Origin of the sequence: Actinomadura sp. 1N219 (assembly GCF_044326405.1) — a bacterium.
Classification (GTDB): Bacteria; Actinomycetota; Actinomycetes; order Streptosporangiales; family Streptosporangiaceae; genus Spirillospora.
Map to the genome: position 1 here is coordinate 61,484 of NZ_JBIRAY010000022.1, position 23,282 is coordinate 84,765.

Consider the following 23,282-nt stretch of genomic DNA (forward strand, 5'->3'; position numbering starts at 1 on the left):
GGATTGACGGACGATTGACGGAACGGCCCGACAGGGACGCCCGTGCGAGGGGAGTCGGCGGCATGAACGGCAACGGGGCGCCGCAGGGGAAGCTGGACCTCGACCCGGAGGCGGTGCGCGCCGCCCGGCGGCTCGCCGCCCGGGCCGCCGAGCCGATCATCCGGATGGCCCGCTCGCACACGACCGTCTCCGTCGAGCGGGCCCTGCTGCGCCTCGCCGGGCTCACCGGCGCCGACGACGAGGGGCGGCCGTGGGCCAACCACCTCGCCGACGCCGTCCGCGACCAGGTCGGCCTGGAGCACGGCGCGGCCCTGCCGGTGTGGGACGCGCTGCTGACCGGCCCGCACGGCTCCCTCGGCGACCTCGCCCGCGCCGCCGCCCGGGGCCGCGTCTCGTTCCGGCTGCCCGCCGGGACCGACGCCGAGCACGCCCGCAAGGCCGCCGCCGAGGCCGCCCGCGCCGGGATCGGCCGCATCGACCGCCGCCGCGCCGAACGCGACGCCCTGCTGCGCGAGCTGCCCACCCCCGACGCCTCCGACCCGCCCCGCCCGCTGGTGTACCTGATCGTGGCGACCGGCGACATCTACGAGGACATCCCGCAGGCGCAGGCCGCCGCCCGCGAGGGCGCCGACGTCGTCGCGGTGATCCGCTCCACCGGCCAGTCGCTGCTGGACTTCGTCCCCGAGGGCGCCACCCGCGAGGGCTACGCCGGCACGTACGCCACCCGCGAGAACTTCCGGCTGATGCGGTCCGCGCTGGACGAGGTGTCCCGCGAGCTGGGCCGGTACGTGCGGCTGACGAACTACGCGTCCGGGCTGTGCATGCCGGAGATCGCGACGCTCGCCGGGCTCGAGCGCCTGGACATGATGCTGAACGACTGCATGTACGGGATCATCTTCCGCGACATCAACCCCCGCCGGACGTTCATCGACCAGCGCTTCTCCCGCCAGATCCACGCCCGCGCCGGCATCGTCATCAACACCGGCGAGGACAACTACCTCACCACCGCCGACGCCGTCGACGCCGCGCACACCGTGATCGTCAGCCAGCTGCTGAACGAGCGGTTCGGGCACGAGGCGGGCCTCACCGACGCGCAGCTCGGCCTCGGCCACGCCTTCGAGATCGACCCGTCGATCCCCGGGTCGTTCCGGCTGGAGCTGGCGCACGCGCAGCTCGTCCGGGAGCTGTTCCCCGGCGCGCCGCTGAAGTACATGCCGCCGACCAAGCACATGACCGGCAACATCTTCAACGGGTATCTGCTGGACGCGTTCTTCAACCTCGCCGGCGTGATGACCGGCCAGTCGATCATCCTGATCGGGATGATGACCGAGGGCATCCACACCCCCTGGCTGTCGGACCGCGACCTGGCGCTGGAGAACGTCCGGTACGTCCGCGACGCCTGCGGGAGCCTCGCCGAGGACTTCATGCCCCGCCCGGACGGCATGCTCGTCCAGCGCGCCAAGCAGGTGCTGGCCGAGTCGGTCGAGCTGCTCGGCCGCATCGCCGACGACGGCCTCCTCGACGCCATCGCCGACGGCACGTTCGGCGTCACCCGCCGCCCGCCCGACGGGGGCAAGGGGCTGGACGGCGTCGTCCCCCGCGCCGACGGCTACGTCAACCCCGCGATCGAGATCCTCGACGCCGAGAACCCGGACCCCGCCGCCCGCGCGGCGGGCGGCCCGGCCGCCGGCGCGGCCGGACAGGAGGTGCCCGCATGACGGTCGAGAGCCCCGGGACCGGGACGCAGACCCCCATCGAGCCGGCCGACACCCGGCAGGTGATCCGCCCCTACGGCGACACCACCGGCGACGGCATGGTGCAGATGTCGTTCACCCTGCCCGTCCCCGCCGGCAAGCGCGCCGACGCGGCCGCGCTGCAGCTCGCCGGGAAGATGGGCCTGGACCCCGCCAGCGTCGTCCACGCCAAGCCGATGGGCCCCGACTTCACCTTCTTCATCGTGTACGGGAAGGTCGGGCACCTGATCGACTACGCGTCCATCCCCGTCCCGGCGGAGCGCGCCTACCCGCTGCTGACGTCCCAGGAGGTCAACCAGGCGATCCGGCGGGCGCTGAACCGGAAGCTGGTCGTCGTCGGCGCCTGCATCGGCACCGACGCCCACACCGTCGGCATCGACGCGATCCTGAACGTCAAGGGGTTCGCGGGGGAGAAGGGCCTGGAGTACTACCGCGAGATCCACGTGGTGAACATGGGCGCGCAGGTGACCGTCGCGGAGCTGGTGGAGCGCGCCAAGGCCGAGGACGCCGACGCCGTCCTGGTGTCGCAGGTCGTCACCCAGCGCAACGCGCACCTGCACAACACCAAGCAGATGGCCGCCGCGTTCCACGCCGAGTACCCCACCGCCGTCGCCGGCGGGATCGGACGGCCGCTGCTGGTCGTCGGCGGCCCCCGGTTCGACACCGTGAGCGAGGCCGACCTGGGCGTCGACCGGATCTTCGGCAAGGGCACCACGCCCGCCGAGGTCGCCGGCTACCTCGTCCACGCCCTGCTGCCCGCCGAGACCCAGCCCCAAGCCGACGATGCCGATGAGACCGACGAGGAGGACGACGACCAGTGAGCGAACCGCGCGAGGGGACGTCCGTCACGCACCGCCGCTACATCCCCTACTCCCACGCCCACTACGCCGGCGACCTGGTCGACGGCGCCTACGTCCTCGGCCTGTTCGGGGACGTCGCGACGGAGCTGTGCATCCGCACCGACGGCGACGAGGGCCTGTTCGCCTCCTACTCCGACGTGCAGTTCCGCGCGCCCGTCCGCGCCGGGGACGTCCTGGAGACCACCGCCGTCCTGACCCGGGCGGGCACCCGCAGCCGCGTCATGGAGTTCGAGGCCCGCGTGGTGTGCCGGGGACGTCCCGACAAGGGCGAATCTGCCGCCGAGGCGCTGCCCGAGCCGATCGTCGCGGTCACCGCCACCGGGACCGTGGTCGTGTCCGCGCCCGCCGGCTGAGCGACCCCGGCGGCTGAGCGGCCCGGCGGCCGAGCGCCCGCCTCGCCCGGGGCCGCCGGCCACGCTCGGTCATGCCCGGCCGCGCAAAGATCGAAATTCGGGCCGGCCAATTCGCACAGCGTCACGATCATGGTGTTGAGCTGGGAAAACACTGAGTCGCCGCAGAACATGCGGCGGTTGACAAGGTGGCGGAAGCCGGTAGTTTTGCAGCAGTCCAGCACGGGACTCACCGATCGGCCGCACGGGGCGCCGCCGGGCGCCGCGCACGACGGGACGGGGATCACGCGAGTGGTCGACACGTGCCCGCCCGAGCCAGCGCGGCGATCCGGGGCCGTGCCCGGACGGAGCCGCCCGATCGCGCGGGGGGTTGGACCCGGGAAGGGCCCGGACATCCAGTAGAAAACGGAGCTCGCTCTCACCGCCTGTGGGACGACTCCGGCCCGATGGATGTCGCGGGCCCTCTTCCGTGTCCGCGCGCCCGCGGCCGTGGTCGCCGTGGCCGCCGGAGCCCGGTAGCGTTCCCACCAAGGACCGAATGAACGAGGTGGGACGTGGCCCAGGAGACCCTGCCGGACCGGTCGCCGGCCAAAGGCCCCGGCGAGGGCCCCGGCGCCGAGACCGGCGGCGAGTCCGCGGGCCCCGCGCGGCAGGGACGGCTGAGCGGCCTGCCCGGACGGCTCCGCGGCGGCGGCCGCGCCGGCTGGCCCCGCACCCTGCTGGCCGTCGCGTCCGGGCTGATCATGTGGCTGGCGTTCCCGCCCCTCGACCTCACGCCCTTCGCGCCGATCGGCGTCGCGCTGCTGGCCCTCGTCCTGCGCGGCCGGTCGCCCCGCACCGGCGCCTGGCTCGGCTTCGTCGCCGGCGCCGCGTTCTTCCTGCCCGTCCTGGAGGGGATCTCCGCGATCGGCCCGGACGGGTGGATCGTCCTCAGCCTCGTCCAGGCCCTGTATTTCCTGCCGCTCGGCGCCGGGATCTCCCTGGTCTCGCGGCTGCCGGGCTGGCCCGTCTGGACGGCAGCGCTCTGGGTCGGCGAGGAGTTGATCCGGGGGCACTTCCCGTTCGGCGGGTTCCCGTGGGCGCGGCTGGCGTTCAGCCAGACCGCCACGCCCCTGACGCCCTACGCCTCCGTCGGCGGCGCGCCGCTCGTCACGTTCCTGACCGCGCTGATCGGCGGCCTGCTCGCCTACGCCGCCGTCGTCGCCCACCGGGCGTATCGGGCGCGCGAAGCGAAGGCGGAGGAGAAGCGCCCCGCTGGGGTGTGGCGCACCCTGGCGCCCGCCGTGGCGGCGCTCGCGGTGATCGCGGCGCTCGCCGGGGGCGGCGCGCTGATCCCCACCCCGACCTCGGGCCGCCCGGTCACGGTCGCGGTCGTCCAGGGGAACGTGCCGCGCCTCGGGCTGGACTACCTCGGCCAGCGCAAGGCCGTCCTGAACAACCACGTCCAGGCCACGCACGAGCTGGCCAGGCGGGTCCGCGCCGGCGAGGTCGCCCGGCCCGAGCTGGTCGTGTGGCCCGAGAACGCCAGCGACCTGGACCCCTACTCCGAGCCCGACGCCTACAACGCCATCGACGGCGCGGTGAAGGCCGTCGGCGTCCCCGTCCTGGTCGGCGCGCTCACCGACACCCCCGACGGCGAGAAGGTCGAGAACCGCGGCATCGTCTGGGACCCGCAGACCGGGCCCGGCGACTACTACGTCAAGCGGCATCCCGTCCCGTTCGGGGAGTACCTGCCGTTCCGCGACGTCCTCACCAAGCTGATCACGCGGTTCGAGCGGATCCCCCGCGACTTCGCCAAGGGCACCCGCTCCGGCGTCATGCGGCTCGGCCCGGTCACGGTCGGCGACGTGATCTGCTTCGAGGTCGCCTACGACAGGGAGGTCCGTGACGTGGCGCGCGGCGACCTCCTGGTCGTGCAGACCAACAACGCCACCTACGGCCGCACCAGCCTCCCGCCGCAGCAGATCGCGATGTCCCGGCTGCGCGCGGTCGAGCATGGCCGTACGATCTTGGTTGCCGCGACGAGCGGCATCAGCGCGATCGTCGCCCCGGACGGCCGGATGATCGACCAGTCCGGGGAGTTCGTCCCGGACCTGCAGGTCGCGACCGTCCAGGCGCGGACGTCGCGGACGCTCTCGGACCGGCTCGGCGCCGCGCCCGAACGGGCGCTCGCGGCGCTCGGGCTCGCCGCCGCCTGCGCGGCGGCGTGGGCGGCACGCGCCGCACGGGCCGCACGGACGGCGGCCAGGACGAACGAGGGGAACTGACACCGATGGAGATCCCAGCCGACCTCGGCCGGGTGCTCGTGATCATCCCGACGTACAACGAGCGGGAGAACATCGAGCGCATCGCCGGCCGGGTGCGCGAGGCCGTCCCCGCGGTGGACGTCCTGGTGGTCGACGACGCCAGCCCCGACGGCACCGGCGAGGTCGCCGACGCCCTGGCGGCCGCGGACGGGCAGATCAAGGTCCTGCACCGCGCGGGCAAGGACGGCCTCGGCCCCGCCTACATCGCCGGGTTCCGGTGGGCGGCCGAGCACGGCTACGACGTCATGGTCGAGATGGACGCCGACGGCTCCCACCAGCCCGAGGAGCTGCCGCGGCTGCTGGCCGCCCTGGCGGACGCCGACCTGGTCATCGGCGCCCGCTGGGTCCCCGGCGGCAAGGTCCGCAACTGGCCCAGGCGCCGCGAGGCGCTGTCGCGCGGCGCCAACACCTACGCGCGGCTGATGCTCGGCTTCCACCTGCACGACGCCACCGGCGGCTACCGCGCGTTCCGCGCCGCGACGCTCGACAAGATCGGGCTGGACGACGTCGACTCGCGCGGCTACTGCTTCCAGATCGACCTGGCGCTGCGGGCCGTCCGGCAGGGCCTGCGGGTGGTGGAGGTCCCGATCACCTTCGTCGAGCGCGTCCACGGCACCAGCAAGATGAGCCGCGACGTGATGGCCGAGGCGGCGCTGCGCATCACCCAGTGGGGCGTGTCCGACCGCACCCGCAAACGCCGCCCGCCCCGCTGAACCGCCGCGCCGCCCCGGCCGGCACCTGGCCTGGGCTGCGGAGGGAAACGTTCGGGGGCGTCCCGGCGTTGTACGGGGAGAGGGAAATTTCCCGCGACCCGAAGATGGAGCCATGCTGCCGCTGCTACTGGTCCTGGCGTTCCTGGTGATGCCCGTCCTGGAGATCTACGTGATCATCCAGGTGGGCGGGGCGATCGGCGCCTGGCCCACGGTCGCCCTGCTGGTCGCCGAGAGCCTGCTCGGCGGCTGGATCGTGCGCCGCGAGGGCCGCCGCGCGTGGCGCGCCCTGGAGGAGGCGCTGCGGCGCGGCGTCATGCCCGACCGGGAACTCGCCGACGCGGCCCTGGTCATGGCCGGGGGCGTGCTGCTGCTGACGCCCGGCTTCGTCACCGACGTGTTCGGGTTCGCGTTCGTGCTGCCGTTCACCCGTCCGCTGGTGCGGCGCGTCCTGTCGCGGTACGCGTCCCGGCGGATGCGCGCCGCCGAGGCCCGGGCCCGGACCCGGTCGGCGTTCCCGCCGGGCTTCACCGCCGGGTTCGACCCGTTCGACCGCGGGCGCGGCCCCGGCCGCGTCGAGACCCCGCCGGGACCGGTCGTCCGCGGCGAGGTCATCGACGAGGACGACTCCCCGTCCCGCACCTGACACCCTGACCACACGCTTCACGCGCCTCAGGCGTCGCGGACGGCGAGCAGCACCGCGCCCACCAGCAGCGCCGCCGCCGCGTACCCGGCCAGCACGGCGAGTCCCGGCCAGGGCCCGATCGGCAGCCGCTCCAGGGCCCGCGTCGACTGGACGGCCAGCCCCGCCGACATCGGCGCGAACTTCTCCAGCCGGTCCCGCCACGCCTCGTCCCCGACGAACTGGACGACGATCGGGACGATCCACAGCAGCCCCAGCACCGCCGTGATCGCCGCGGCCTGCTCCCGGACCGCCGTCCCCACCCCGAGCGCCAGCAGCGCCACCAGCACCAGGTACAGGACGGTCCCGGCCGCGGCCCGCGCCGTGGGGCCGTCCAGCGGCGACAGCGGCGGGTAGCCGTTCGCGGCGGTGAACCCGTTGCCGGGCAGCAGCCCCCGCGCCGCCGCCAGCGACGCCAGCACCCCGGCCGTCCCCGCCGCGGCGACGGCGCCCGCGACCACGGCGGCCTTGGCGGCCAGGACCGTCCCGCGCCGCGGGACCGCCGCCAGCGTCGCGGAGATCGTCCCCGCCGCGTACTCGCCGCCGACCGCCAGGACCCCGAGGACGACCGCCGCGACCTGCCCCAGCCGGACGCCCGACAGCGCCAGCTTCGGCGTGTCCTCCTGGCAGCCGGCGGGGCTCGTGCAGTGCGTGGTGTCCACCGACCCGGTCACCGCCGCGCCCACCGCGACCGTCAACCCGGCCAGCGCCAGCAGCAGCCATCCCGTGCTCGGCAGCGTCCGCAGCTTCGTCCACTCCGCCCGCACCGCACATCCCGTCGCGCTCATGCGTCACGCCTCCTGACCAGCCAGAGCGCGGCCGCCAGCGCCGCCGCCGCGTACGCGCACAGCACCCCGAACCCGGCCCACGGGTCGATCGCCCGGTCGAACCGCGTGACGGTCTGCTGGATCGCGAACCCGGCCGCCGGGGTGAGCCGCTCCAGCCACCGCGCCGCCGACAGCGGCAGCCCGGTCGCGACGATCTGCGGCAGCAGCAGCACCATCAGCACGATCGTGATCGCGGGCGCGCTGCGCCGCACGATCACCGCGACGGCCAGCGCGAACACCGCGACGACGGCCAGCAGCGCCGCCGTGCCGAGCACCGCGCGCAGCACGGCGCCGTCCCACGGCGACGGCGGCGACAGGCCGTTGGAGCGCTGCACCGGGGCGGACAGGAGCACCGCGCCGAACGCCGCCGCGAGCCCGGCCGCCAGCGCGGCCAGGGCCGCCACGACCGCCTTGGCGGCCAGCGCCCGGCCGCGCCGCGGGGTCGCCGCGAACGTCGTCCGCACCATCCCGCGCCGGTACTCGGACGTGACGAACAGCACCGCGAGCGCGATGATCGCCGCCTGCCCGACCAGGACGCCGGTGAGGGTGCGTTTGGTGTCGTCGTCGGCGAACATGTCGGGGCCGACGTCGCCCGTCCCGGTGAGCGTGAACGTCCCGCCGGACCGGGTGCGGCCGTCCATCGACGGGTCGGCGGCGGGCCCGCCCGGCATCCCCCGGTCGCGCCACTGCGCGCCCTGCGGCGCCGGGGACGCCGACACGTGGTCGAACGTGGCCTTTGTGACGCGGGGACGCCCGTCGACGGTCTCGCCGCCGAACATCCGCCGGAACTTGATCTCGTCCGGGGCGGCGACGAACATCCCGGCGAGCGCGGACGGCGGCAGCCCCTCCAGCCGCACCGCCCCCACGCGCCGCCAGGCGCGCCCGTCCGCGGACTCGTAGCCGGTGACGGTGGCGCCCGCGCGGGTCAGCTTCAGCCAGCGCGGGGCAATCCCCGCGCCGCCGCCCACGCCGTCGCCCTTGTAGCCGGTCTGCAGCCGGACGCCGTGCTCCGGCGTCACCGCCAGCGCCGCGTACGGGGCGGCCCGCTCCGCGCTGCCCCTGATCATGAGGCCGGCCTTCGCCCACCCGCCGCCGCCGTCCTGGGACGTGACGCGCGCGACGACCGACCCGTCCCCGCTCAGCGGCAGGTAGGTGTAGTGGCCCAGGTCGATGATCTGCCGCCGGGCGGGGTCGACCGGCCCGCCGCCCCCGCCGCCGCTGGACTGGCTGCTCGCGGCCGTCAGCAGCGCCACCGCCACCGTCACCAGGACCGCCGCCAGCAGCGTCAGCATCCAGCGCGGGACGGTCCGCAGCTTGGTCCACTCGGCCAGCAGCAGCCGCCCGAACCCGTCGCGGGCCTCCGCCTGGACGGTGCTGCGGTACGACTCCACGGCGGGGGTCTCGGCGGGGGTCACGACGCCTCCCGCCCGGTCACGGCCTGGAACTCCACCGCGTCCTTGGTCAGCTCCATGTACGCCTCCTCCAGCGACGTCCGGTGCTCGGCGATGCCGGTGAACGCCACCCCGGCCCCCGTGAGCAGGGTGATGATCCGTTCGGAGGGCAGGCCCGTGACGGTCACCGCGTCCCCGCCGGTCGCGGTGACGGTGGCGCCCGCGTGCGCCAGCACGGTCATCGCCTCCTGGCGGCGGCCGGTGCGCAGCTCCACCCGTCCGGCGGACGCGGCGTCCAGCAGCTCCCGGACGCTCGTGTCGGCGATCAGCCGGCCCCGGCCGATCACCACCAGGTGGTCCGCGCCGCCCTCCAGCTCGCTCATCAGATGGCTGGACACCAGCACCGCCCGGCCCTCGGCGGCCAGCGACCGCAGCAGCCCCCGCATCCACGCGATGCCCTCGGGGTCCAGGCCGTTGACGGGCTCGTCGAACATCAGCACGGGCGGGTCGCCGAGCAGCGCCGCCGCGATCCCCAGCCGCTGCCGCATGCCGAGCGAGAACCCGCCCGCGCGGCGCCGGGCCGCGCTTCCCAGCCCCGCCAGCTCGATCACCTCGTCGACCCGGCGGACCGGCAGCCCGTTGGCGTGCGCCAGCCACAGGAGATGGTCGCGGGCCCGGCGCGCCGGGTGCACCGCGGACGCGTCCAGCATCGCCCCGAGCCGGCACAGCGGCGTCCGCAGCGTCCGGTAGGGCTTACCGCCGACCAGCGCCGCGCCCGCGTCGGGCCGGTCCAGGCCCATGATCATCCGCATGGTGGTGGACTTGCCGGCGCCGTTGGGGCCGACGAACCCGGTGACCTGCCCGGGGGCGGCGGTGAACGACAGGTCGTCCACGGCGACGGTCGGTCCGAACCGTTTGCGCAGGCCCCGCACTTCGATGGTTGCGTCCATGTTCCGGGAGGCTACGGACTCGCGCCGCCCCGGGGCGTCCCGCCGTGGAGCCGTTTCCCGCGGCCGGACGCGGGGGACGGGCGCGTCCCCCTGGGGAGGGACGCCGCCGCGCCGCGTTCACGCCACAATGTCCTGCGTGGGGCGGAACGGCACTGGTCAGGGCGGCGGGCACCGGGCGCGGTGGCCGAGCCTGTCACCGGCACGCCTGCCGCCAGCGCGCCTGTGGCCCGCGGTGGGGGGCCTGCTGGCGCTGGCCGGGACCGCCGAGGCGGTGGTGCGCGCCGGCGGGTCGGGCGCGGTGCTGTCGCTGGCGATCGTCGTGGACGTGTGCGCGACGCTCCCGCTCGTCCTGGCCCGCGACCGGGTCACCGCCGCCGCCGTCGCGATCACCGTCGCGGCGCCCGCCGCGTGCGTCCTGCACCGCGGGGTCGCCGTCGCGGCCGTCGTCGCGCTCGTCACGGTCTGGTCGGTGCTCGTCCGCCGCCGGGTGCTGCGCCGCCGTGCCGCCGCCGCCGCGCTGGACGCCTCCCGCCGCGCGTTCGAGAGCACGCTGCTGGAGCACACCGCGCGGGGCGAGCGCGCCCGGATCGCCCGCGAGCTGCACGACGTCGTCGCCCACCACATCTCGATGATCTCCGTCCAGGCGGAGACGGCGCGGCTGGCCGTCCCGGGCATGCCGGACGAGGGCGCCGCGCGGCTGCTGGCCATCGGCGACACCGCCCGGACCGCCCTCACCGAGATGCGGCGGCTGCTCGGCGTGCTGCGCGAGGACGCGGGCGCCGAGCCCACCCGCCGCCCCCAGCCCGGCCTTCAGCAGCTCTTGGACCTGATCGACGAGACCCGCGAGTCGGGCGCGGCGAGCGTCCGGCTGATCGTCCGCGGCGGCGTCGGCGTCCTGGACCCGGGGGTGGAGCTGGCCGCGTACCGGATCGTCCAGGAGGCCCTCACCAACGCGCGGCGGCACGCGCCCGGCGCCGCCGTGGACGTGGACGTCGACTACGCGCCGGGCGTGCTGCGGGTCAGCGTCCGCGACAACGGGCCAGGCCCGGGGCGCGGCGATGGCGGTGTGGCCGGGCACGGCCTGCTCGGAATGCGCGAACGCGCCGCGGCCGTCGGCGGCGACCTGCGCACCGGCCCCGGCCCGGTCGGCGGCTTCCTCGTCGAGGCGACATTGCCGACCGTGGCGGAGTCATGACGATCCGTGTGGTGGTGGCCGACGATCAGGAGGTCGTCCGGGCCGGGTTCGGGGCGCTGCTCGGCACCCAGCCCGACCTGGCCGTCGTCGGCACCGCCACAGACGGCGCCGCCGCGGTCCGCGCCTGCGCCGAGCACCGGCCCGACGTCGTGCTGATGGACGTGCGGATGCCCGTCATGGACGGCATCGAGGCCACCCGCCGCATCGCCGCCGGCCCGGACGCCCCCCGGGTCCTGATGCTCACCACCTTCGACCTGGACGAGCACGTCTACGACGCCCTCGTCGCCGGGGCCAGCGGGTTCCTGCTCAAGGACGTCACCGCCGAGCGGCTGTTCGACGCCGTGCGGGTCGTCGCGGCGGGGGAGGCGCTGCTGGCGCCGGCCGTCACCCGCCGCCTGATCGGGGAGTTCGCCCGGCTCCGCCCCCGCCCGCCGTCGCGACCCCCGGGCGGCCCCGGCGGCCCGGACGCCGCAGGCGGCCTCGACGGCCTGGAGGTGCTGACGCCCCGCGAGACCGACGTGCTGCGCCTGGTCGCCGAGGGCCTCGCCAACGCCGAGATCGCGGCCCGGCTCGTCGTGGGGGAGGAGACGGTGAAGACCCATGTCAGCCGCATCCTGCGCAAGCTGGGGCTGCGCGACCGCGTCCAGGCCGTCGTGACCGCCTACGAGAGCGGCCTCGTCCGCCCCCGCTCAGGCCGCTGACCCCAAGATCGGACCGGGCCGACGCCCGGATCGGCCCGAGATCGGCCCGCCCCGAGATCGGACCGGGCCCGGACATGGGTCGGGCCCGTACCGTCGCCGGTACGGGCCCGATCCGCTGATTGTCAGTCGCTCACGCCGACTTCCTGCGCCCCGCGCGCAGGATCTCCAGCCGCTCAGCCAGAACCTCCTCAAGGTCTTCGAGCGTCCTGCGCTCCATGAGCATGTCCCAGTGCGTGCGCGGCGGCTTGCCTTTCTTCGCTTGCGGCAGTTCCCCGTCGACCCGCAGGGCCGTGGCGCCGCAGTTGCGGCATTCCCAGGTCATCGGCACCTCGGCCTCGGCCGCGAGCGTCACGGTGAACCGGTGGCCCTTCGTGCAGGTGTAGTCCACCTCTTGGCGAGGGGCCAGATCGGTGTTGCGATCGTTCTCGTAGCTCGTCGCTCCGAGTCGGGTGCCGCGAAGTGCGCGCTCGGCCATCGTCACGTGCCTCCCAGACGGCTTGCGGTCTTGCTCTAGCCAACGCTGAATCCCACGACAAGATTCCCCGGGCCGGGATGATCCAACCCTGCCGTTTGCGGCCGCACCGCGCCGCGCCCCCGCAGCGGCACCGCTCAGGACCCGCTCCGGCACCGCATGGCCCTCAGCGACGGGACGTGAGCACCTCGTCGATCAGCCCGTAGTCCTTGGCCTCGGCGGCGGTGAAGTACCGCTCCCGGTCCAGGTCGCGGCGGACGGTCTCGGGGTCCTTCCCGGTCGCCTCCGCCACGATCGCCTCGGTCTGCTCGCGCAGCCGCAGCACCTCGCGGGCCTGGATGTCCAGGTCGGTGGCGTGGCCGCGGGCCACGTCGATCGCCGGCTCGTGCAGCAGGATCCGCGCGCCGGTCAGCGCCGCCCGCCGTCCCGGCGTGCCCGCCGCGAGCAGCACCGCCGCCGCCGACCCGGCCTGCCCGACGCACGTCGTCTCGATCGGCGGCCGGACGTAGCGCATCGTGTCGCAGATCGCCAGCATCGCCGTCAGCGACCCGCCCGGCGAGTTGATGTAGAGGGCGATGGGCCGGTCGGGGTCCGTGCCCTCCAGCGCCAGGAGCTGCGCGGTGACGTCGTTGGCGCTGGTGTCGTCCACCGGCGCGCCGAGGAACACGATCCGGTCCTCGAAGAGCTTGTTGTAGGGGTCGGTGTGTTTTCGCCCGTAGGTGGTCTGCTCCTCGAACTCGGGGACGAGGTAGCGCCGTTCCGCCCGTGTCATGTGCCCACCCGGTCGGTGCTGTCGATGACATGGTCGACGAAGCCGTAGTCGCGCGCCTGCTCGGCGGTGAACCACGCGTCCCGGTCGCCGTCGGCCTCGATCCGCTCCAGCGGCTGCCCGGTGTGGAACGCCGTCCGCTCCGCCAGGGTCCGCTTGAGGTACAGGGACTGCTCGGCCTGGATCCTGATGTCGGACGCGGTGCCGCCGATCCCGCCGTGCGGCTGGTGCATCATCACGCGCGCGTGCCGCAGCGCGTACCGCTTGCCCCGCGTCCCGGCGCACAGCAGCGTCTGTCCCATGGACGCGGCCATGCCCATCGCGACCGTGGATATGTCGTTCGGGACGAACTGCATCATGTCGTAGATCGCCATTCCGGCGTCGACGACCCCGCCGGGCGAGTTGATGTAGATCGTGATGTCGCGCCGCGCGTCGTGGGCGGCCAGGAGCAGCAGCTGCCCGTTGACCCGGTTGGCGAGCTGGTCGTCGATCTCGGCTCCGATGAACACGATCCGCTGCGCGAGCAGCCGCTCGTACAGCTGCGCCTCGGCGAGCTGCGGCGCTTCCGCCACCTTGGCGTAGGTCCTGCCGACGAACGTCTCCGCCCGCCGCTCGCCGTTCCAGCGCTCCGGTCCGCCGCTCACGCGTCCTCCCCTGATCTGTACAGTCTGTACGCTACGTACGTAAGCAACGCTAGTCCGGACCGGACGGGGTGACCAGGGGAGGGCGCGGTGTTTCGCTATACGATGAATCACGTGGATGTTCCGGTGACCGAAGCACGTGCCCAGTTCGCGGACCTGGTGAACCGGGTCGCCTACACCGGCGAGCCCGTCACGCTGACGCGGCGGGGCCGCGTGATGGCCGCGCTGATCAGCCCGGAGGATCTGGAACTCCTGGAGACGGTCCGGGCGCAGCGCGTCGACCTGGCGCAGGCGGGTCACACGGGTCAGTCGGGTCAGCCGGCGCGTCCGGCGGAGCGCCCGCAGGCCCCGTCCGCGCCGCTGCGGGTCGCGGCCGAGTACCGCCCGCCGGGCTTCAGCCGCTGAGGACCGGCTCCGTCAGCCCGAGGCGGGCAGCCCGAGCGGCGGTCAGCCCGGGGCGCCGGCAGGGCCGGTCCACTGGCCGCGGGACTTCATGACGTCGCGGAGGATGATCAGCTCGTCGGTCATGATCCCGTCGACGCCGAGGTCCAGGAGGCGCTCCATGTCGGCGCGGTCGTTGACCGTCCAGGCGTGGACCTGCAGGCCCAGCTCGTGGGCGCGGGCGACGAACGACTCGGTGACGAACGGGAGGCGTCCCAGCCCGTAGGGGACCTGGGCGCACGCCACGCCGGTGGCGGCCAGGCGGACGAGCTTGGCGGCCGGTCCGCCGTAGGACTTGGCGCGCAGCGCCATCACGCCGCGCGGCCCCAGCGCCGTGCACACGTCGCGGTCGGTGAACAGGGGCAGGCGGGCGCGCATCTGGGCCAGCCGGCGGGTGGAGAAGGACGTGATGCACACCCGGTTCCAGGCCCTGGTGCGGTGCAGCGCCGCGGCGAGGGGGCCGATGACGGGGGCGTCCTTGAGGTCGATGTTGACGCGCGCGTCCGGGAACGAGCCGAGCAGCTCCTCCAGGCGGGGGATGGGCTCGGCGCCGCCGATGCGGGCCTTGGCGACCTCGGCGTAGGGGAGCTGGGCGATGGTGCCCTTGCGGTCGGTGACGCGGTCGAGGGTGCGGTCGTGGAAGGCGACGACGACGCCGTCGGCGGTGGCGTGCGCGTCGGTCTCCAGGTAGCGGTAGCCGAGGTCGACGGCGCGCTGGAACGCGGGCATGGAGTTCTCGGGCCGGCCGCCCGCGCCGCCGCGGTGGGCGAAGGGGATCGGGCCGGGATGATCGAGGAACTCGTACGAGCGGCGCACCCGTCCGATTATGCCGAACCCGCGGCCACCCTGGACCTTACTACGTAAAGGCATCGGGCCGGACGCGCCCGGTGCTACGGTCGGCCCCGGCAACCGATCACCGAGGGAGCAGGCCGATGGCGGACGTGAACGAGTACCGGGCGACGTTCGAGCTCGTGGACGTGGACGGCGACGGGTACATCTCGACGTCCGAGCTGAAGAACCTCATGACCAAGCTCGGCCAGGACATCACCGACACCCGCGCGGTGGAGGTGGTCGTGGCCGCCGACGCCAACGGCGACGGCAAGATCTCGCTGGAGGAGTTCACCGCGCTGATGGAGCGGACCGCCGGCCGCTGAGGCGGCCGCTGACGGCGGCCCGCCCCGCGCGGGTCAACCGCCCCGCGGGTCAGGCGGGGCGGCGCCGGACCTTGACGGTGCTGTCGGTGCGGTTCATGACGCGTCCGTCGGGAGCGGTCTGGACGCGGTCGTGCTCGCCGCTGTAGAGCACGTCCCATTCGTCGTCCGGGAGCCGCAGTGACGCCACGACCTCGACGGCGGTGGGCAGGTCGGCCGCGGGGTAGGCGTCGGGGTCCCAGGGCGGGGGACCGGAGTGGCCGACGATCAGCAGGGTGCCGCCGGGGGCGACGGCCGCGGCGGCGGCGCGCAGGATCGGCTCGCGCGGCAGGCCCTCCTTGGGGAAGTGCAGGAACGCGGCCGAGACCAGGTCGTAGCGGCCTTCGGGGAAGGACACGCCGAGGTCGTGCCGCTGGAAGTCGATGCGGTCGGCGACGCCGGCGTGGTCGGCGTGGTGGGCGGCGCGTTCGAGGGCGACGGTGGAGATGTCGGTCGCCGTGACGCGCCAGCCGCGCTCGGCGAGCCAGATCGCGTCGCCGCCCTCGCCGCATCCGAGGTCCAGGGCGGTGCCGGGTTCCAGGTCGCTGATCTCCTGGACGAGCATGTGGTTGGGTTCGCCGCTCCAGAGGTGGTCGTGCTCGGCGTAGCGGGTGTCCCAGAATTCCTGGCGGGCGGTGGTGTCGTCCATGTTCCGATGGTGGACCTCGATTGGCTCGTCCGGCGAATCCTGTTGCGGTTTCGGCAAACACAGGAGCAGGGCTGGGGCGAGGGCTGCCGGGGCGGCGGCGAGGGCGTAGCAGAGGGGCAGGGGCAGCGCGTCCAGGAACACGCCGGTCGCCGCCGCCCCGGCGGAGATGCCGAGGTTGAGGGACGTGCTGGTCCACGCCACGGCGCGTGTGCGGGCGCGGGCCGGCGTGGCGGCGTCGGTGATGAGGAACGCGGTGGTGAACGTCGGGCCGACGAACAGCCCCACGGCGAACGCCGCCGCGGCCAGAACGGGGACGGACGGGGCGAGCCCGGCCGCGGCGAGGACGAGCCCGACCGGGCAGACGAAGGCGGCCAGGCGGCCGCGTCCCGGCCCTGACCTGCCGAGGGCGCCGTAGGCGAGGCCGCCGAGGGTGCTGCCCGCGGCGATCGCGGCCTCCACCCAGGCGACGGCCGCGGGCTGGTGGTGCCGTTCGGTGAACGCGACGGCGAGCAGCCCGGTCGAGCCGAGGGCGAAGCCGGTGGCCGCGGCGGCGACGGCCGGCACCGGCGCGAACGCGCGGATACGGGGGCCGCGCTCGCGGCGTCCGGACGGGTTGGGCGGCACGGCCGGGGAGGCGGCGACGCCGAGGACGCCGGCCAGCACCAGGGCGGCGCTGACGGCGATGCCGAGGGACGGGGAGGCGGCCGCGGCCAGCAGTCCCGCCAGGAGCGGCCCGGTGACGAAGACGAGCTCCTCGGCGACGGTGTCGAGGCTGTAGGCGCGGCGGACGAGCGCGGCGTCGGGCAGGATGCCGCGCCACAGCGTCCGCATGACGACGCCGATCGGGGGCGCGCAGGCGCCCGCGGTGACGGCCGCGGCGGCCAGCAGCGGCACGGGCGCGCCGGGACGCCAGGTGAGGGCGGCCAGGACGGCGAGCAGACCGGCGTAGGCGGCCGTCATCGGGGGCAGGACGCGGCGTGCGCCGTGCCGGTCGATGAGGGCGGCGCGGACGGGCGACAGGGCGGCGCCGGTGAGCCCGTTCGCGGCCATCAGCGCTCCTGCGCGGGCGTAGGAGCCGGTGGAGGCGGTGAACGCGAGGGTCAGGGACAGGAACAGCGTGCCGTAGGAGAGGCGTCCCAGCAGCGCGAGGGTGAAGGTGCGCAGGGCGTGCGGGGCGCGCAGGACGGAGGCGTACGACGCGGTCACGAAGGGTGTTCCTCAGAAAGGCCCCGCGAGGGGGCGGTTACAGGGTCGCCGGATGCGGCCGCCCGTGTTCCGCGACGGCGCGCGGCGCTCTACCCGTAGATGAGGAACTGCACGCGGGGAAGTGTAGCCCCGGCTCCTATGGGGTGGTCCAGTCGCGGCGGCGGGCCTCGGCGAGGGCGATGGCGGTGGCGACGGCGACGTTGAGGGAGCCGACGCGTCCGAGCTGGGGGATGTAGGCGACGGCGTCGGCGGCGGCCAGGAGGGCGGGGGAGCAGCCGTGGTCCTCGCCGCCGACGGCGAGGCAGACGTCGCCGTCCAGGGGCGCCTCGTGGAGGGGGACGGCGTCGGCGGTGAGCTCGACGGCGACCAGCCGCAGGCCCTCCTTGCGGACGGCCGCGGCGGCCTCGCCGGGGGTGCCGGCGTGCTCCCAGGGGACGAGGCGGGCGGTGCCGAGGGCGGTCTTGTCGACGGCCTTGTGGGTCGGGGGCGTGGCGTTCCCGGCGAGCCAGAGGTGATCGACGCCGAACACGGCGGCGCTGCGGATGATCGAGCCGATGTTGAACGGCTGGGTGACCGATTCGACCAGCAGGCCGAGGCGGGCGTCGGTGCGGCGGCGCCAGTCGCGGTTGAGGCGCTTGACGTCGGTGCCGCGCAGCTGCCTGCGTCCCTGGGCGGGCGTCTGGGGGCCGTCGGGGCCGCTCATCGGGTGTGGCCTTCCGTGCTGGTTCCTGCGCCGGCCTCCGTGCGGGGCGCGACGCGCAGGACGCGGTAGGCGGACCGGGAGGCGATCCGCTCGGTGGGGTGGCCCCGGGCGTCCAGCCAGCGCTGCAGGGAGTCGGAGCCGAGGTGTTTCTGGACGACGAGGTGGGCGTGCCCGGTGGGGGTGAGGCGGGGGAGCCAGGTGAGGAGGAGGTCGTGCAGGGCGGCCTTGCCGATGCGGATCGGGGGGTTGGACCAGATCGCGGCGAAGCGGAGGCGGGGGTCGAGATCGTCCGCCAAGATGAACCTTACATTGTCAAGGCCGGCGGCGGTGGCATTGCCTTCCGCCAGCTCCAAGGCTCGCTGATTAACGTCCACGCCCCAAACCATCGCCTGGGGCGAACGCTTGGCGAGGGTGAGGGCGATGGGGCCGTATCCGCAGCCGAGGTCGAGCAGGTCGCCGTGCTGGGGCGGTGGGGGGACGGTCTCCAGCAGTACGCGGGTGCCGGGGTCGACGCGGTCGGGGGAGAACACGCCGCTGTCGGTGTCCAGGCGCAGGTGCAGGTCGGGCAGGACGAGGTCGACGGTGCGTCGGCGGCTCGCGGTGCCGGGCCGTTCGGCGAAGTAGTGTTCCCCCACGTCGGCGAACCGTATCAGCGGTCAGGGCAGGCGGGAGAACCAGGCGAGGGACGCGCCTCCGGCGGCGAGCGCGAACAGCAGCGCGATGCCGGTGTAGCGGGCGGCGACGTCGCGGTGCTCGGTCTTGAAGCCGAGGGAGCTGCCGATGTTGGCGTAGACGTCGCGGAGCTCGCCGGAGTCGGCGGCCTCGTAGGCCTTGCCCTCGGTGCTGTCGGCGAGGGCGCGGAGGGTCTCCTTGTTGACCGAGACGCTGGTGGTCTCGCCCTCGATGTCGACGGTGCCGTAGGGGGTGCCGAACGCGATGGTGGAGACGGGGACGTGCGCGCCGCGGCTGGCGTCGATGGCTTCCTGGACGGAGCGTCCGGTGGTGTTGTCCCCGTCGGACAGCAGGACGATGTGGGCGGGCGGTGGATCTTGGCTGGCCTCGGCGTCGAAGGACCGCACGGCTTGGAGGCTGGTGAAGACGGCCTCGCCGATGGCGGTGCGCTTGGCCAGGACGAGCTGGTCGATGGAGGCGACTGCGGCGTCGCGGTCGGCGGTGGGCGCGGCGATGAGGTTGGCGCTGCCGGCGAAGGCGACGACGCCGACGTTGAACCGGCTGGGGAGTTCGCCGATGAACTTCTTGGCGGCGGCCTTGGCGGCGTCGAAGCGGCTGGGCGGGACGTCCCTGGCCATCATGGACAGGGAGACGTCGATGGCGACGAGGATGGTGGCGCGGTCGCGGGGGACCTTGACGGAGTCGGCGGGCCGCGCGAACCCGATCATCATGAGGGTGATCATGACGAGGAACAGGCCGGCGGCGACGTGGCGGCGCCAGCCGGGGCGGCGGGGCGCGATCTGGGAGAGCAGGGCGAGGTTGGTGAAGCGGACGGCGTGCCGTCCGCGGCGGAGCTGGAGCAGGACGTAGACGGCGGCCAGGGCGGGCAGGACGCCGAGGAGCCAGAGGCGTTCGGGTGACAGGAAGGTCATGGGCGCACTCCCGCGGTGCTGACTGGCCGGCCTGCGGCGCGGCGCTGGCGGAGGGCGAAGCGGGCGATGTCGGCGATCCAGTCGCGGTCGGTGCGCAGGACGAGGTGGTGGGCGCCGCAGCGGCGGAGGGCGGCGCGGGTGTGTTCGCGTTGCGCGGCGGCCGCGGCGGCGTAGCGTTCGCGGACGCGGCGGCTGAGGACGATCTCGTGGACGGCGCCGGTCTCGGGGTCGGCCATCTCGACGAGGCCGACGTCGGGGAGGTCGAGTTCGCGGGGGTCGATGATCTCGATGGCGAGGACCTGGTGGCGGGCGGTGAGGCGGCGCAGGGGCCGTTCCCAGTCGGGCCGGGCCGGGTCGGCGGTTTCCTGGCGGGTGCCGTGGGTGCCGTGGGTGCCGTCGGGGGCGAGGAAGTCGGAGATGACGACGCGGAGGCCGCGGCGGGTCTGGCCGCGGTCGAGGGCGGCGATGGCGGAGGCGAGGTCGCGCTGGGGTGCGGTACCGGCGCGTCCGGTGCCGGTGCGGGGGGTGCCGTCGTGGACGGATTGGGCGTCGAGGGCGGCTTGGAGGAGGGCGTAGAGGGCGGCTTTGCCGGTGCGGGCGGGCCAGCGGCGCATGCCGTCGGTGTGGAGGAGGTAGGCGCCGGCGCGGTCGCCGAGGCGGACGGTGAGGAAGCCGACGGCGGCGAGCGCGGCGACGGCGAGGTCGCGTTTGATCATGGTGCCGGTGCCGAAGTCCATGCTGGGGGTGAGGTCGAGGAGGGCCCAGCATTCGAGTTCGTGGTCGGCGATGAGGTCGCGGACGTGGGGGGTGGTGGTGCGGGCGGTGACGGCCCAGTCCATGTGGCGGACGTCGTCCTCGCCGGGCTGGTAGAGGCGGGCTTCGGCGAGTTCGGTGCCGGGGCCGGGGAGGAGGCCGAGGTGTGCGCCGTTGAGGAGGCCGTCGAGGCGGCGGGTGACCTGGAGTTCGAGGCGGCGCAGGGTGCGTTCGGGGGCGAGGTGGGCGAGTTTGCCGCTGCGCCGCTGCCTGGCGCTCATGCGGTGGTCACCGCCGCCGATCCGTGGTTCCACACGACGCGGGGCGGGGGGACGGCGGTGAGGATCTGGTTGACGACGTCGGCGGCGTGGACGCCGTCGGCGAGGGCGTCGAAGGTGAGGACGAGGCGGTGGGCGATGACGTCGCGGGCGACGGCGCGGACGTCGTCGGGGAGGACGTAGTCGCGTCCGGACACCAGGGCGAGGGCGCGGGCGGTGGCGGCGAGGCCGAGGGTGGCGCGGGGGCTGGCGCCGATCTCGATGACGCCGCGGAGGTCGGGGAGGCGGTACTGGTCGGGTTCGCGGGTGGCCATGACGAGCCGGACGATGTAGTCGGCGATGAGTTCGTGGACGGCGACTTCTTCGGCGGCGCGCTGGAGGCCGGCGAGGCGTCCGGTGTCGAGGATCTGGGTGGCTTCGGGCGGGTCGACGCTCATGCGCTGGAGGATCTGGAGTTCCTCGTGGGCGGCGGGGTGGTGGACGTCGATCTTCATGAGGAAGCGGTCGCGCTGGGCTTCGGGGAGGGGGTAGACGCCTTCGGATTCGATGGGGTTCTGGGTGGCGAGGACGATGAAGGGGGTGGGGAGCGGGTAGGTGTTGCCGCCGAGGGAGACCTGGCGTTCGGCCATGACCTCCAGGAGGGCGGACTGGACTTTGGCGGGGGCGCGGTTGATCTCGTCGGCGAGGACGAAGTTGACGAAGACGGGGCCGAGTTCGACGTCGAACTGTTCGGTGGAGGGGTGGTAGATGCGGGTGCCGACGATGTCGGAGGGGACGAGGTCGGGGGTGAACTGGAGGCGGGCGAAGGTGCCGCCGACGACGTGGGCGAGGGTGTCGACGGCGAGGGTCTTGGCGACGCCGGGGACGCCTTCGACGAGGCAGTGGCCGTGGGCGAGGAGCGCGACGATCATGCGTTCGACCATGTGGTCCTGGCCGACGATGACCTTTTTGACTTCGGCGAGGGTGGTCTGCAGGAGGGCGGCGGCCTCGTCGACGTCGGTGGCGGCGATGGTCATGTGGGATTCCCTCACTGTCCCTTGGGTGCCGGGCTGGGCGCCTTTCGACCCTACGCGATCGCTTGTACCCGTTCGCGGGGGATACGTGCGTGGTGCGGGTGATCGGTTCACGGGCGTGTCGGGGCTGGTCGGGGTGGTGTGGGGTGGTTCGGGCGGGGCGGCGGCGGGTGTGCGGCGGGTGTGCGCGGGGGTGCCGGTTGATCTTTGAGCCGATCGTAGGGCGTGGTTGTTAGTGTTGCGGCCATGTCGAGGCCGTTGCCGCCGGGTGATCCTGACCGGCTGGGTCCGTTCCGCTTGTCGGCGCGTTTGTCGGAGTCGGCCGCCGGGATCGTGTTCCTGGGGGTGGACGGTGAGGGCCGGCGCGCGAGTGTGGCGGTGCTGAACCGGGGTGCGGCGGAGGACGCGGCGGCGCGGGACCGGTTCCGTGCGGCGATCAACGCCGCGGTACCGGGCCGCGGGCCGGGCGGTTCGGGCGGTTTCGGAGGCGGGAGCGGCGGCGGGTCGCGGGGGCCGGGTGATCCGGCGCCGGTGGTGGCGGCGCAGCCGGACGGGCCGGCGCCGTGGGTGGCGACGTCGTATGAGGCGGATCGTGCGGGTGCGGAGCGGTTTCTGGAGCCGGTGGTGTTCCAGGGTTCGGGGCGTACGTGGTGGGGCGGTCGGCGGCGGGGGCCGCAGTTCCAGCCGTATTGGCTGGGGTCGGCGGAGCCGGCGTTGGAGCGTCCGGGGCCGCCGCCGGGTGCGGGGGGTCCGGTTCCGGTGGGGGAGCGTGCGCCGCAGCGGAGTCTGGTGGGGACGGTGTTGACGCTGGCGGCGGGGTTGCTGCTGCTGGCGGTGCTGATGGGTGTGTTGTTCGCGTGCCAGCCGGAGGCGAAGGAGCCGCCGCCTCCGCCGCCGGAGCCGACGCCGTCGTTTCCGTTGCCGTCGCGTCCGCCGTCGTCGCCGTCTCCGGCTCCGACGGGTGTGCCGTCGACGCCGTCGTCGCCGGCGCCGACGACTCCTGCTCCGTCGCCGTCGGGTTCGGGCGGCGGGGAGGGCGACGGCCCGCCGCTGTAGCGGTCGCGCCGCAGGCGGTCGAGGCGGGCGGTAAAGGGTTTGCGGCGGGGTGCGGGGGTGGTCAGCATGGGGGGATGCTGGAGAGCCTGTTCGCTTTCGCGGGTGCGGCGGTGCTGATCGCGATGGCGCCGGGGCCGAGCACGGTCGTGATCATGCGTCAGTCGATGCGGTCGGGGCGGCGGGCGGGGCTGGCGACGGTGCTGGGGAACGAGACCGGGGTGCTGGTGTGGGGTGTGGCGGCGGCCGTGGGGTTGTCGGCGCTGCTGGCGGCGTCGCGGCTGGCGTATGACGGGCTGCGGTTGGCGGGTGCGGTGGTGCTGGTGTGGTTCGGGGTGCGTGCGCTGTGGCATGCGCGCCGCGGCGGCGGTTCGGGTGGTGCCGGTTCGGGTGGTGCCGCTGAGGTGGATGGCGAGGGCGTGGAGGAGGCGTCGAATGGGGGCTATTCGTGGTTGCGGTGTTACCGGCTGGGTCTGGTGACGAATTTCGCCAATCCGAAAGCGGGGGTGTTCGCGGTTTCTTTTCTTCCGCAGTTCGTGCCGGAGGGGTGGCCGGTGCCGGTGGTGCTGGTGGGGTTCTCGGTGCTGTGGGCGTTGATCGATCTGGCGTGGTATGCGGTGGTGGTGTGGCTGGTGGGGGCGGCGCGGCGGGTGCTGGGGCGTCCGGGGGTGCGGCGGCGGCTGGATCAGGTGTCGGGGGTGGTGCTGGTGGGCCTGGGTGTGCGGCTGGCGGCCGAAACACGTTGACCGGCCCGCCGCTTTGGCACATTTTCATGATCGCGTCT

25 protein-coding genes are annotated in these 23,282 nt (G+C 74.3%); 11 read left to right on the top strand and 14 right to left on the bottom strand.

The window, feature by feature from the left end:
* The first annotated feature begins 62 nt into the window (after positions 1-62).
* From ACH35V_RS39370 to ACH35V_RS39395, 6 genes are all read left to right on the top strand, one after another.
* Complete coding sequence (locus ACH35V_RS39370; RefSeq protein WP_395979985.1) at positions 63-1,718, top strand: lysine 5,6-aminomutase subunit alpha; 1,656 nt, start codon at positions 63-65, stop codon at positions 1,716-1,718.
* Complete coding sequence (locus ACH35V_RS39375) at positions 1,715-2,575, top strand: OAM dimerization domain-containing protein (RefSeq protein WP_395979986.1); 861 nt, start codon at positions 1,715-1,717, stop codon at positions 2,573-2,575. The genes ACH35V_RS39370 and ACH35V_RS39375 overlap by 4 nt, the downstream gene beginning before the upstream one ends.
* The gene (locus tag ACH35V_RS39380; protein WP_395979987.1) at positions 2,572-2,967 is read left to right on the top strand and encodes a hotdog domain-containing protein; all 396 of its coding nucleotides are present in this window, start codon (positions 2,572-2,574) and stop codon (positions 2,965-2,967) included. The genes ACH35V_RS39375 and ACH35V_RS39380 overlap by 4 nt, the downstream gene beginning before the upstream one ends.
* 551 nt (positions 2,968-3,518) lie before the next feature.
* Positions 3,519-5,231: an apolipoprotein N-acyltransferase gene (gene lnt, locus ACH35V_RS39385; protein ID WP_395979988.1), complete on the top strand. Its 1,713-nt coding sequence runs from the start codon at positions 3,519-3,521 to the stop codon at positions 5,229-5,231.
* A 5-nt stretch (positions 5,232-5,236) separates the two neighbouring features.
* Positions 5,237-5,983, top strand: coding sequence for a polyprenol monophosphomannose synthase (locus ACH35V_RS39390; protein WP_395979989.1), 747 nt, complete (start codon positions 5,237-5,239; stop codon positions 5,981-5,983).
* Between the two features lie 112 nt (positions 5,984-6,095).
* Positions 6,096-6,626, top strand: coding sequence for an FxsA family protein (locus ACH35V_RS39395; RefSeq protein ID WP_395979990.1), 531 nt, complete (start codon positions 6,096-6,098; stop codon positions 6,624-6,626).
* Between the two features lie 26 nt (positions 6,627-6,652).
* On the opposite strand, the gene ACH35V_RS39400 is transcribed toward ACH35V_RS39395, so the two are convergent.
* Genes ACH35V_RS39400 through ACH35V_RS39410 form a run of 3 tightly spaced genes read right to left on the bottom strand, consistent with a single transcriptional unit; the run spans position 6,653 to position 9,830 of the window.
* On the bottom strand, positions 6,653-7,450 hold the full coding sequence (locus ACH35V_RS39400) for an ABC transporter permease subunit (RefSeq protein WP_395979991.1): 798 nt from the start codon (positions 7,448-7,450) through the stop codon (positions 6,653-6,655).
* Entirely contained in the window at positions 7,447-8,904 is a 1,458-nt protein-coding gene (locus ACH35V_RS39405; RefSeq protein WP_395979992.1) for a hypothetical protein, read from the bottom strand. The genes ACH35V_RS39400 and ACH35V_RS39405 overlap by 4 nt, the downstream gene beginning before the upstream one ends.
* Positions 8,901-9,830: an ABC transporter ATP-binding protein gene (locus ACH35V_RS39410; RefSeq protein ID WP_395979993.1), complete on the bottom strand. Its 930-nt coding sequence runs from the start codon at positions 9,828-9,830 to the stop codon at positions 8,901-8,903. The genes ACH35V_RS39405 and ACH35V_RS39410 overlap by 4 nt, the downstream gene beginning before the upstream one ends.
* Positions 9,831-9,966: 136 nt before the next feature.
* Here ACH35V_RS39410 and ACH35V_RS39415 point away from each other — a divergent pair, with 136 nt between their 5' ends.
* Complete coding sequence (locus tag ACH35V_RS39415) at positions 9,967-11,025, top strand: sensor histidine kinase (protein WP_395979994.1); 1,059 nt, start codon at positions 9,967-9,969, stop codon at positions 11,023-11,025.
* A complete protein-coding gene (locus ACH35V_RS39420) occupies positions 11,022-11,726 on the top strand; it encodes a response regulator (RefSeq protein WP_395979995.1) in 705 nt (234 codons plus the stop codon). Before ACH35V_RS39415 ends, ACH35V_RS39420 begins: the two co-directional genes overlap by 4 nt.
* Before the next feature lie 130 nt (positions 11,727-11,856).
* Here the strand turns inward: ACH35V_RS39420 and ACH35V_RS39425 are convergent, their stop codons facing one another.
* The 3 genes from ACH35V_RS39425 to ACH35V_RS39435 all read right to left on the bottom strand — a co-directional run bounded on the left by ACH35V_RS39425 (position 11,857) and on the right by ACH35V_RS39435 (position 13,539).
* Entirely contained in the window at positions 11,857-12,201 is a 345-nt protein-coding gene (locus tag ACH35V_RS39425; protein WP_024936496.1) for an RNA polymerase-binding protein RbpA, read from the bottom strand.
* A gap of 163 nt (positions 12,202-12,364) precedes the next feature.
* Positions 12,365-12,970 (bottom strand): ATP-dependent Clp protease proteolytic subunit, encoded by a 606-nt coding sequence (locus tag ACH35V_RS39430; protein WP_395979996.1) that lies wholly within the window; start codon positions 12,968-12,970, stop codon positions 12,365-12,367.
* The gene (locus tag ACH35V_RS39435) at positions 12,967-13,539 is read right to left on the bottom strand and encodes a ClpP family protease (protein WP_395980034.1); all 573 of its coding nucleotides are present in this window, start codon (positions 13,537-13,539) and stop codon (positions 12,967-12,969) included. The genes ACH35V_RS39430 and ACH35V_RS39435 overlap by 4 nt, the downstream gene beginning before the upstream one ends.
* Positions 13,540-13,734: 195 nt before the next feature.
* Here ACH35V_RS39435 and ACH35V_RS39440 point away from each other — a divergent pair, with 195 nt between their 5' ends.
* Positions 13,735-14,013: a type II toxin-antitoxin system Phd/YefM family antitoxin gene (locus tag ACH35V_RS39440; RefSeq protein ID WP_395979997.1), complete on the top strand. Its 279-nt coding sequence runs from the start codon at positions 13,735-13,737 to the stop codon at positions 14,011-14,013.
* A gap of 42 nt (positions 14,014-14,055) precedes the next feature.
* Here ACH35V_RS39440 and ACH35V_RS39445 read toward each other — a convergent pair whose 3' ends face one another.
* Positions 14,056-14,865, bottom strand: a complete 810-nt coding sequence (locus ACH35V_RS39445) for a glycerophosphodiester phosphodiesterase (protein WP_395979998.1) — start codon at positions 14,863-14,865, stop codon at positions 14,056-14,058.
* Positions 14,866-14,981: 116 nt separating this feature from the next.
* On the opposite strand from ACH35V_RS39445, the gene ACH35V_RS39450 reads away from it, so the two are divergent.
* Positions 14,982-15,203: an EF-hand domain-containing protein gene (locus ACH35V_RS39450; protein ID WP_395979999.1), complete on the top strand. Its 222-nt coding sequence runs from the start codon at positions 14,982-14,984 to the stop codon at positions 15,201-15,203.
* A gap of 49 nt (positions 15,204-15,252) precedes the next feature.
* Here ACH35V_RS39450 and ACH35V_RS39455 read toward each other — a convergent pair whose 3' ends face one another.
* The 7 genes from ACH35V_RS39455 to ACH35V_RS39485 form a co-directional block, all read right to left on the bottom strand.
* A complete protein-coding gene (locus ACH35V_RS39455) occupies positions 15,253-17,094 on the bottom strand; it encodes an MFS transporter (protein WP_395980000.1) in 1,842 nt (613 codons plus the stop codon).
* Positions 17,095-17,230: 136 nt separating this feature from the next.
* The gene (locus tag ACH35V_RS39460; RefSeq protein ID WP_395980001.1) at positions 17,231-17,797 is read right to left on the bottom strand and encodes a TrmH family RNA methyltransferase; all 567 of its coding nucleotides are present in this window, start codon (positions 17,795-17,797) and stop codon (positions 17,231-17,233) included.
* On the bottom strand, positions 17,794-18,432 hold the full coding sequence (locus ACH35V_RS39465; protein ID WP_395980002.1) for a class I SAM-dependent methyltransferase: 639 nt from the start codon (positions 18,430-18,432) through the stop codon (positions 17,794-17,796). Before ACH35V_RS39465 ends, ACH35V_RS39460 begins: the two co-directional genes overlap by 4 nt.
* Positions 18,433-18,453: 21 nt before the next feature.
* Positions 18,454-19,401, bottom strand: a complete 948-nt coding sequence (locus tag ACH35V_RS39470; RefSeq protein WP_395980003.1) for a VWA domain-containing protein — start codon at positions 19,399-19,401, stop codon at positions 18,454-18,456.
* On the bottom strand, positions 19,398-20,435 hold the full coding sequence (locus ACH35V_RS39475; RefSeq protein ID WP_395980004.1) for a DUF58 domain-containing protein: 1,038 nt from the start codon (positions 20,433-20,435) through the stop codon (positions 19,398-19,400). The genes ACH35V_RS39470 and ACH35V_RS39475 overlap by 4 nt, the downstream gene beginning before the upstream one ends.
* Entirely contained in the window at positions 20,432-21,448 is a 1,017-nt protein-coding gene (locus ACH35V_RS39480) for an AAA family ATPase (protein WP_395980005.1), read from the bottom strand. The genes ACH35V_RS39475 and ACH35V_RS39480 overlap by 4 nt, the downstream gene beginning before the upstream one ends.
* A gap of 107 nt (positions 21,449-21,555) precedes the next feature.
* Positions 21,556-22,569, bottom strand: coding sequence for a hypothetical protein (locus ACH35V_RS39485; RefSeq protein ID WP_395980006.1), 1,014 nt, complete (start codon positions 22,567-22,569; stop codon positions 21,556-21,558).
* Between the two features lie 6 nt (positions 22,570-22,575).
* Here ACH35V_RS39485 and ACH35V_RS39490 point away from each other — a divergent pair, with 6 nt between their 5' ends.
* Positions 22,576-23,244 carry a LysE family translocator gene (locus ACH35V_RS39490; RefSeq protein ID WP_395980007.1) on the top strand — a complete coding sequence of 223 codons (669 nt, stop codon included), beginning with the start codon at positions 22,576-22,578 and terminating at the stop codon, positions 23,242-23,244.
* Positions 23,245-23,282 lie beyond the last annotated feature (38 nt).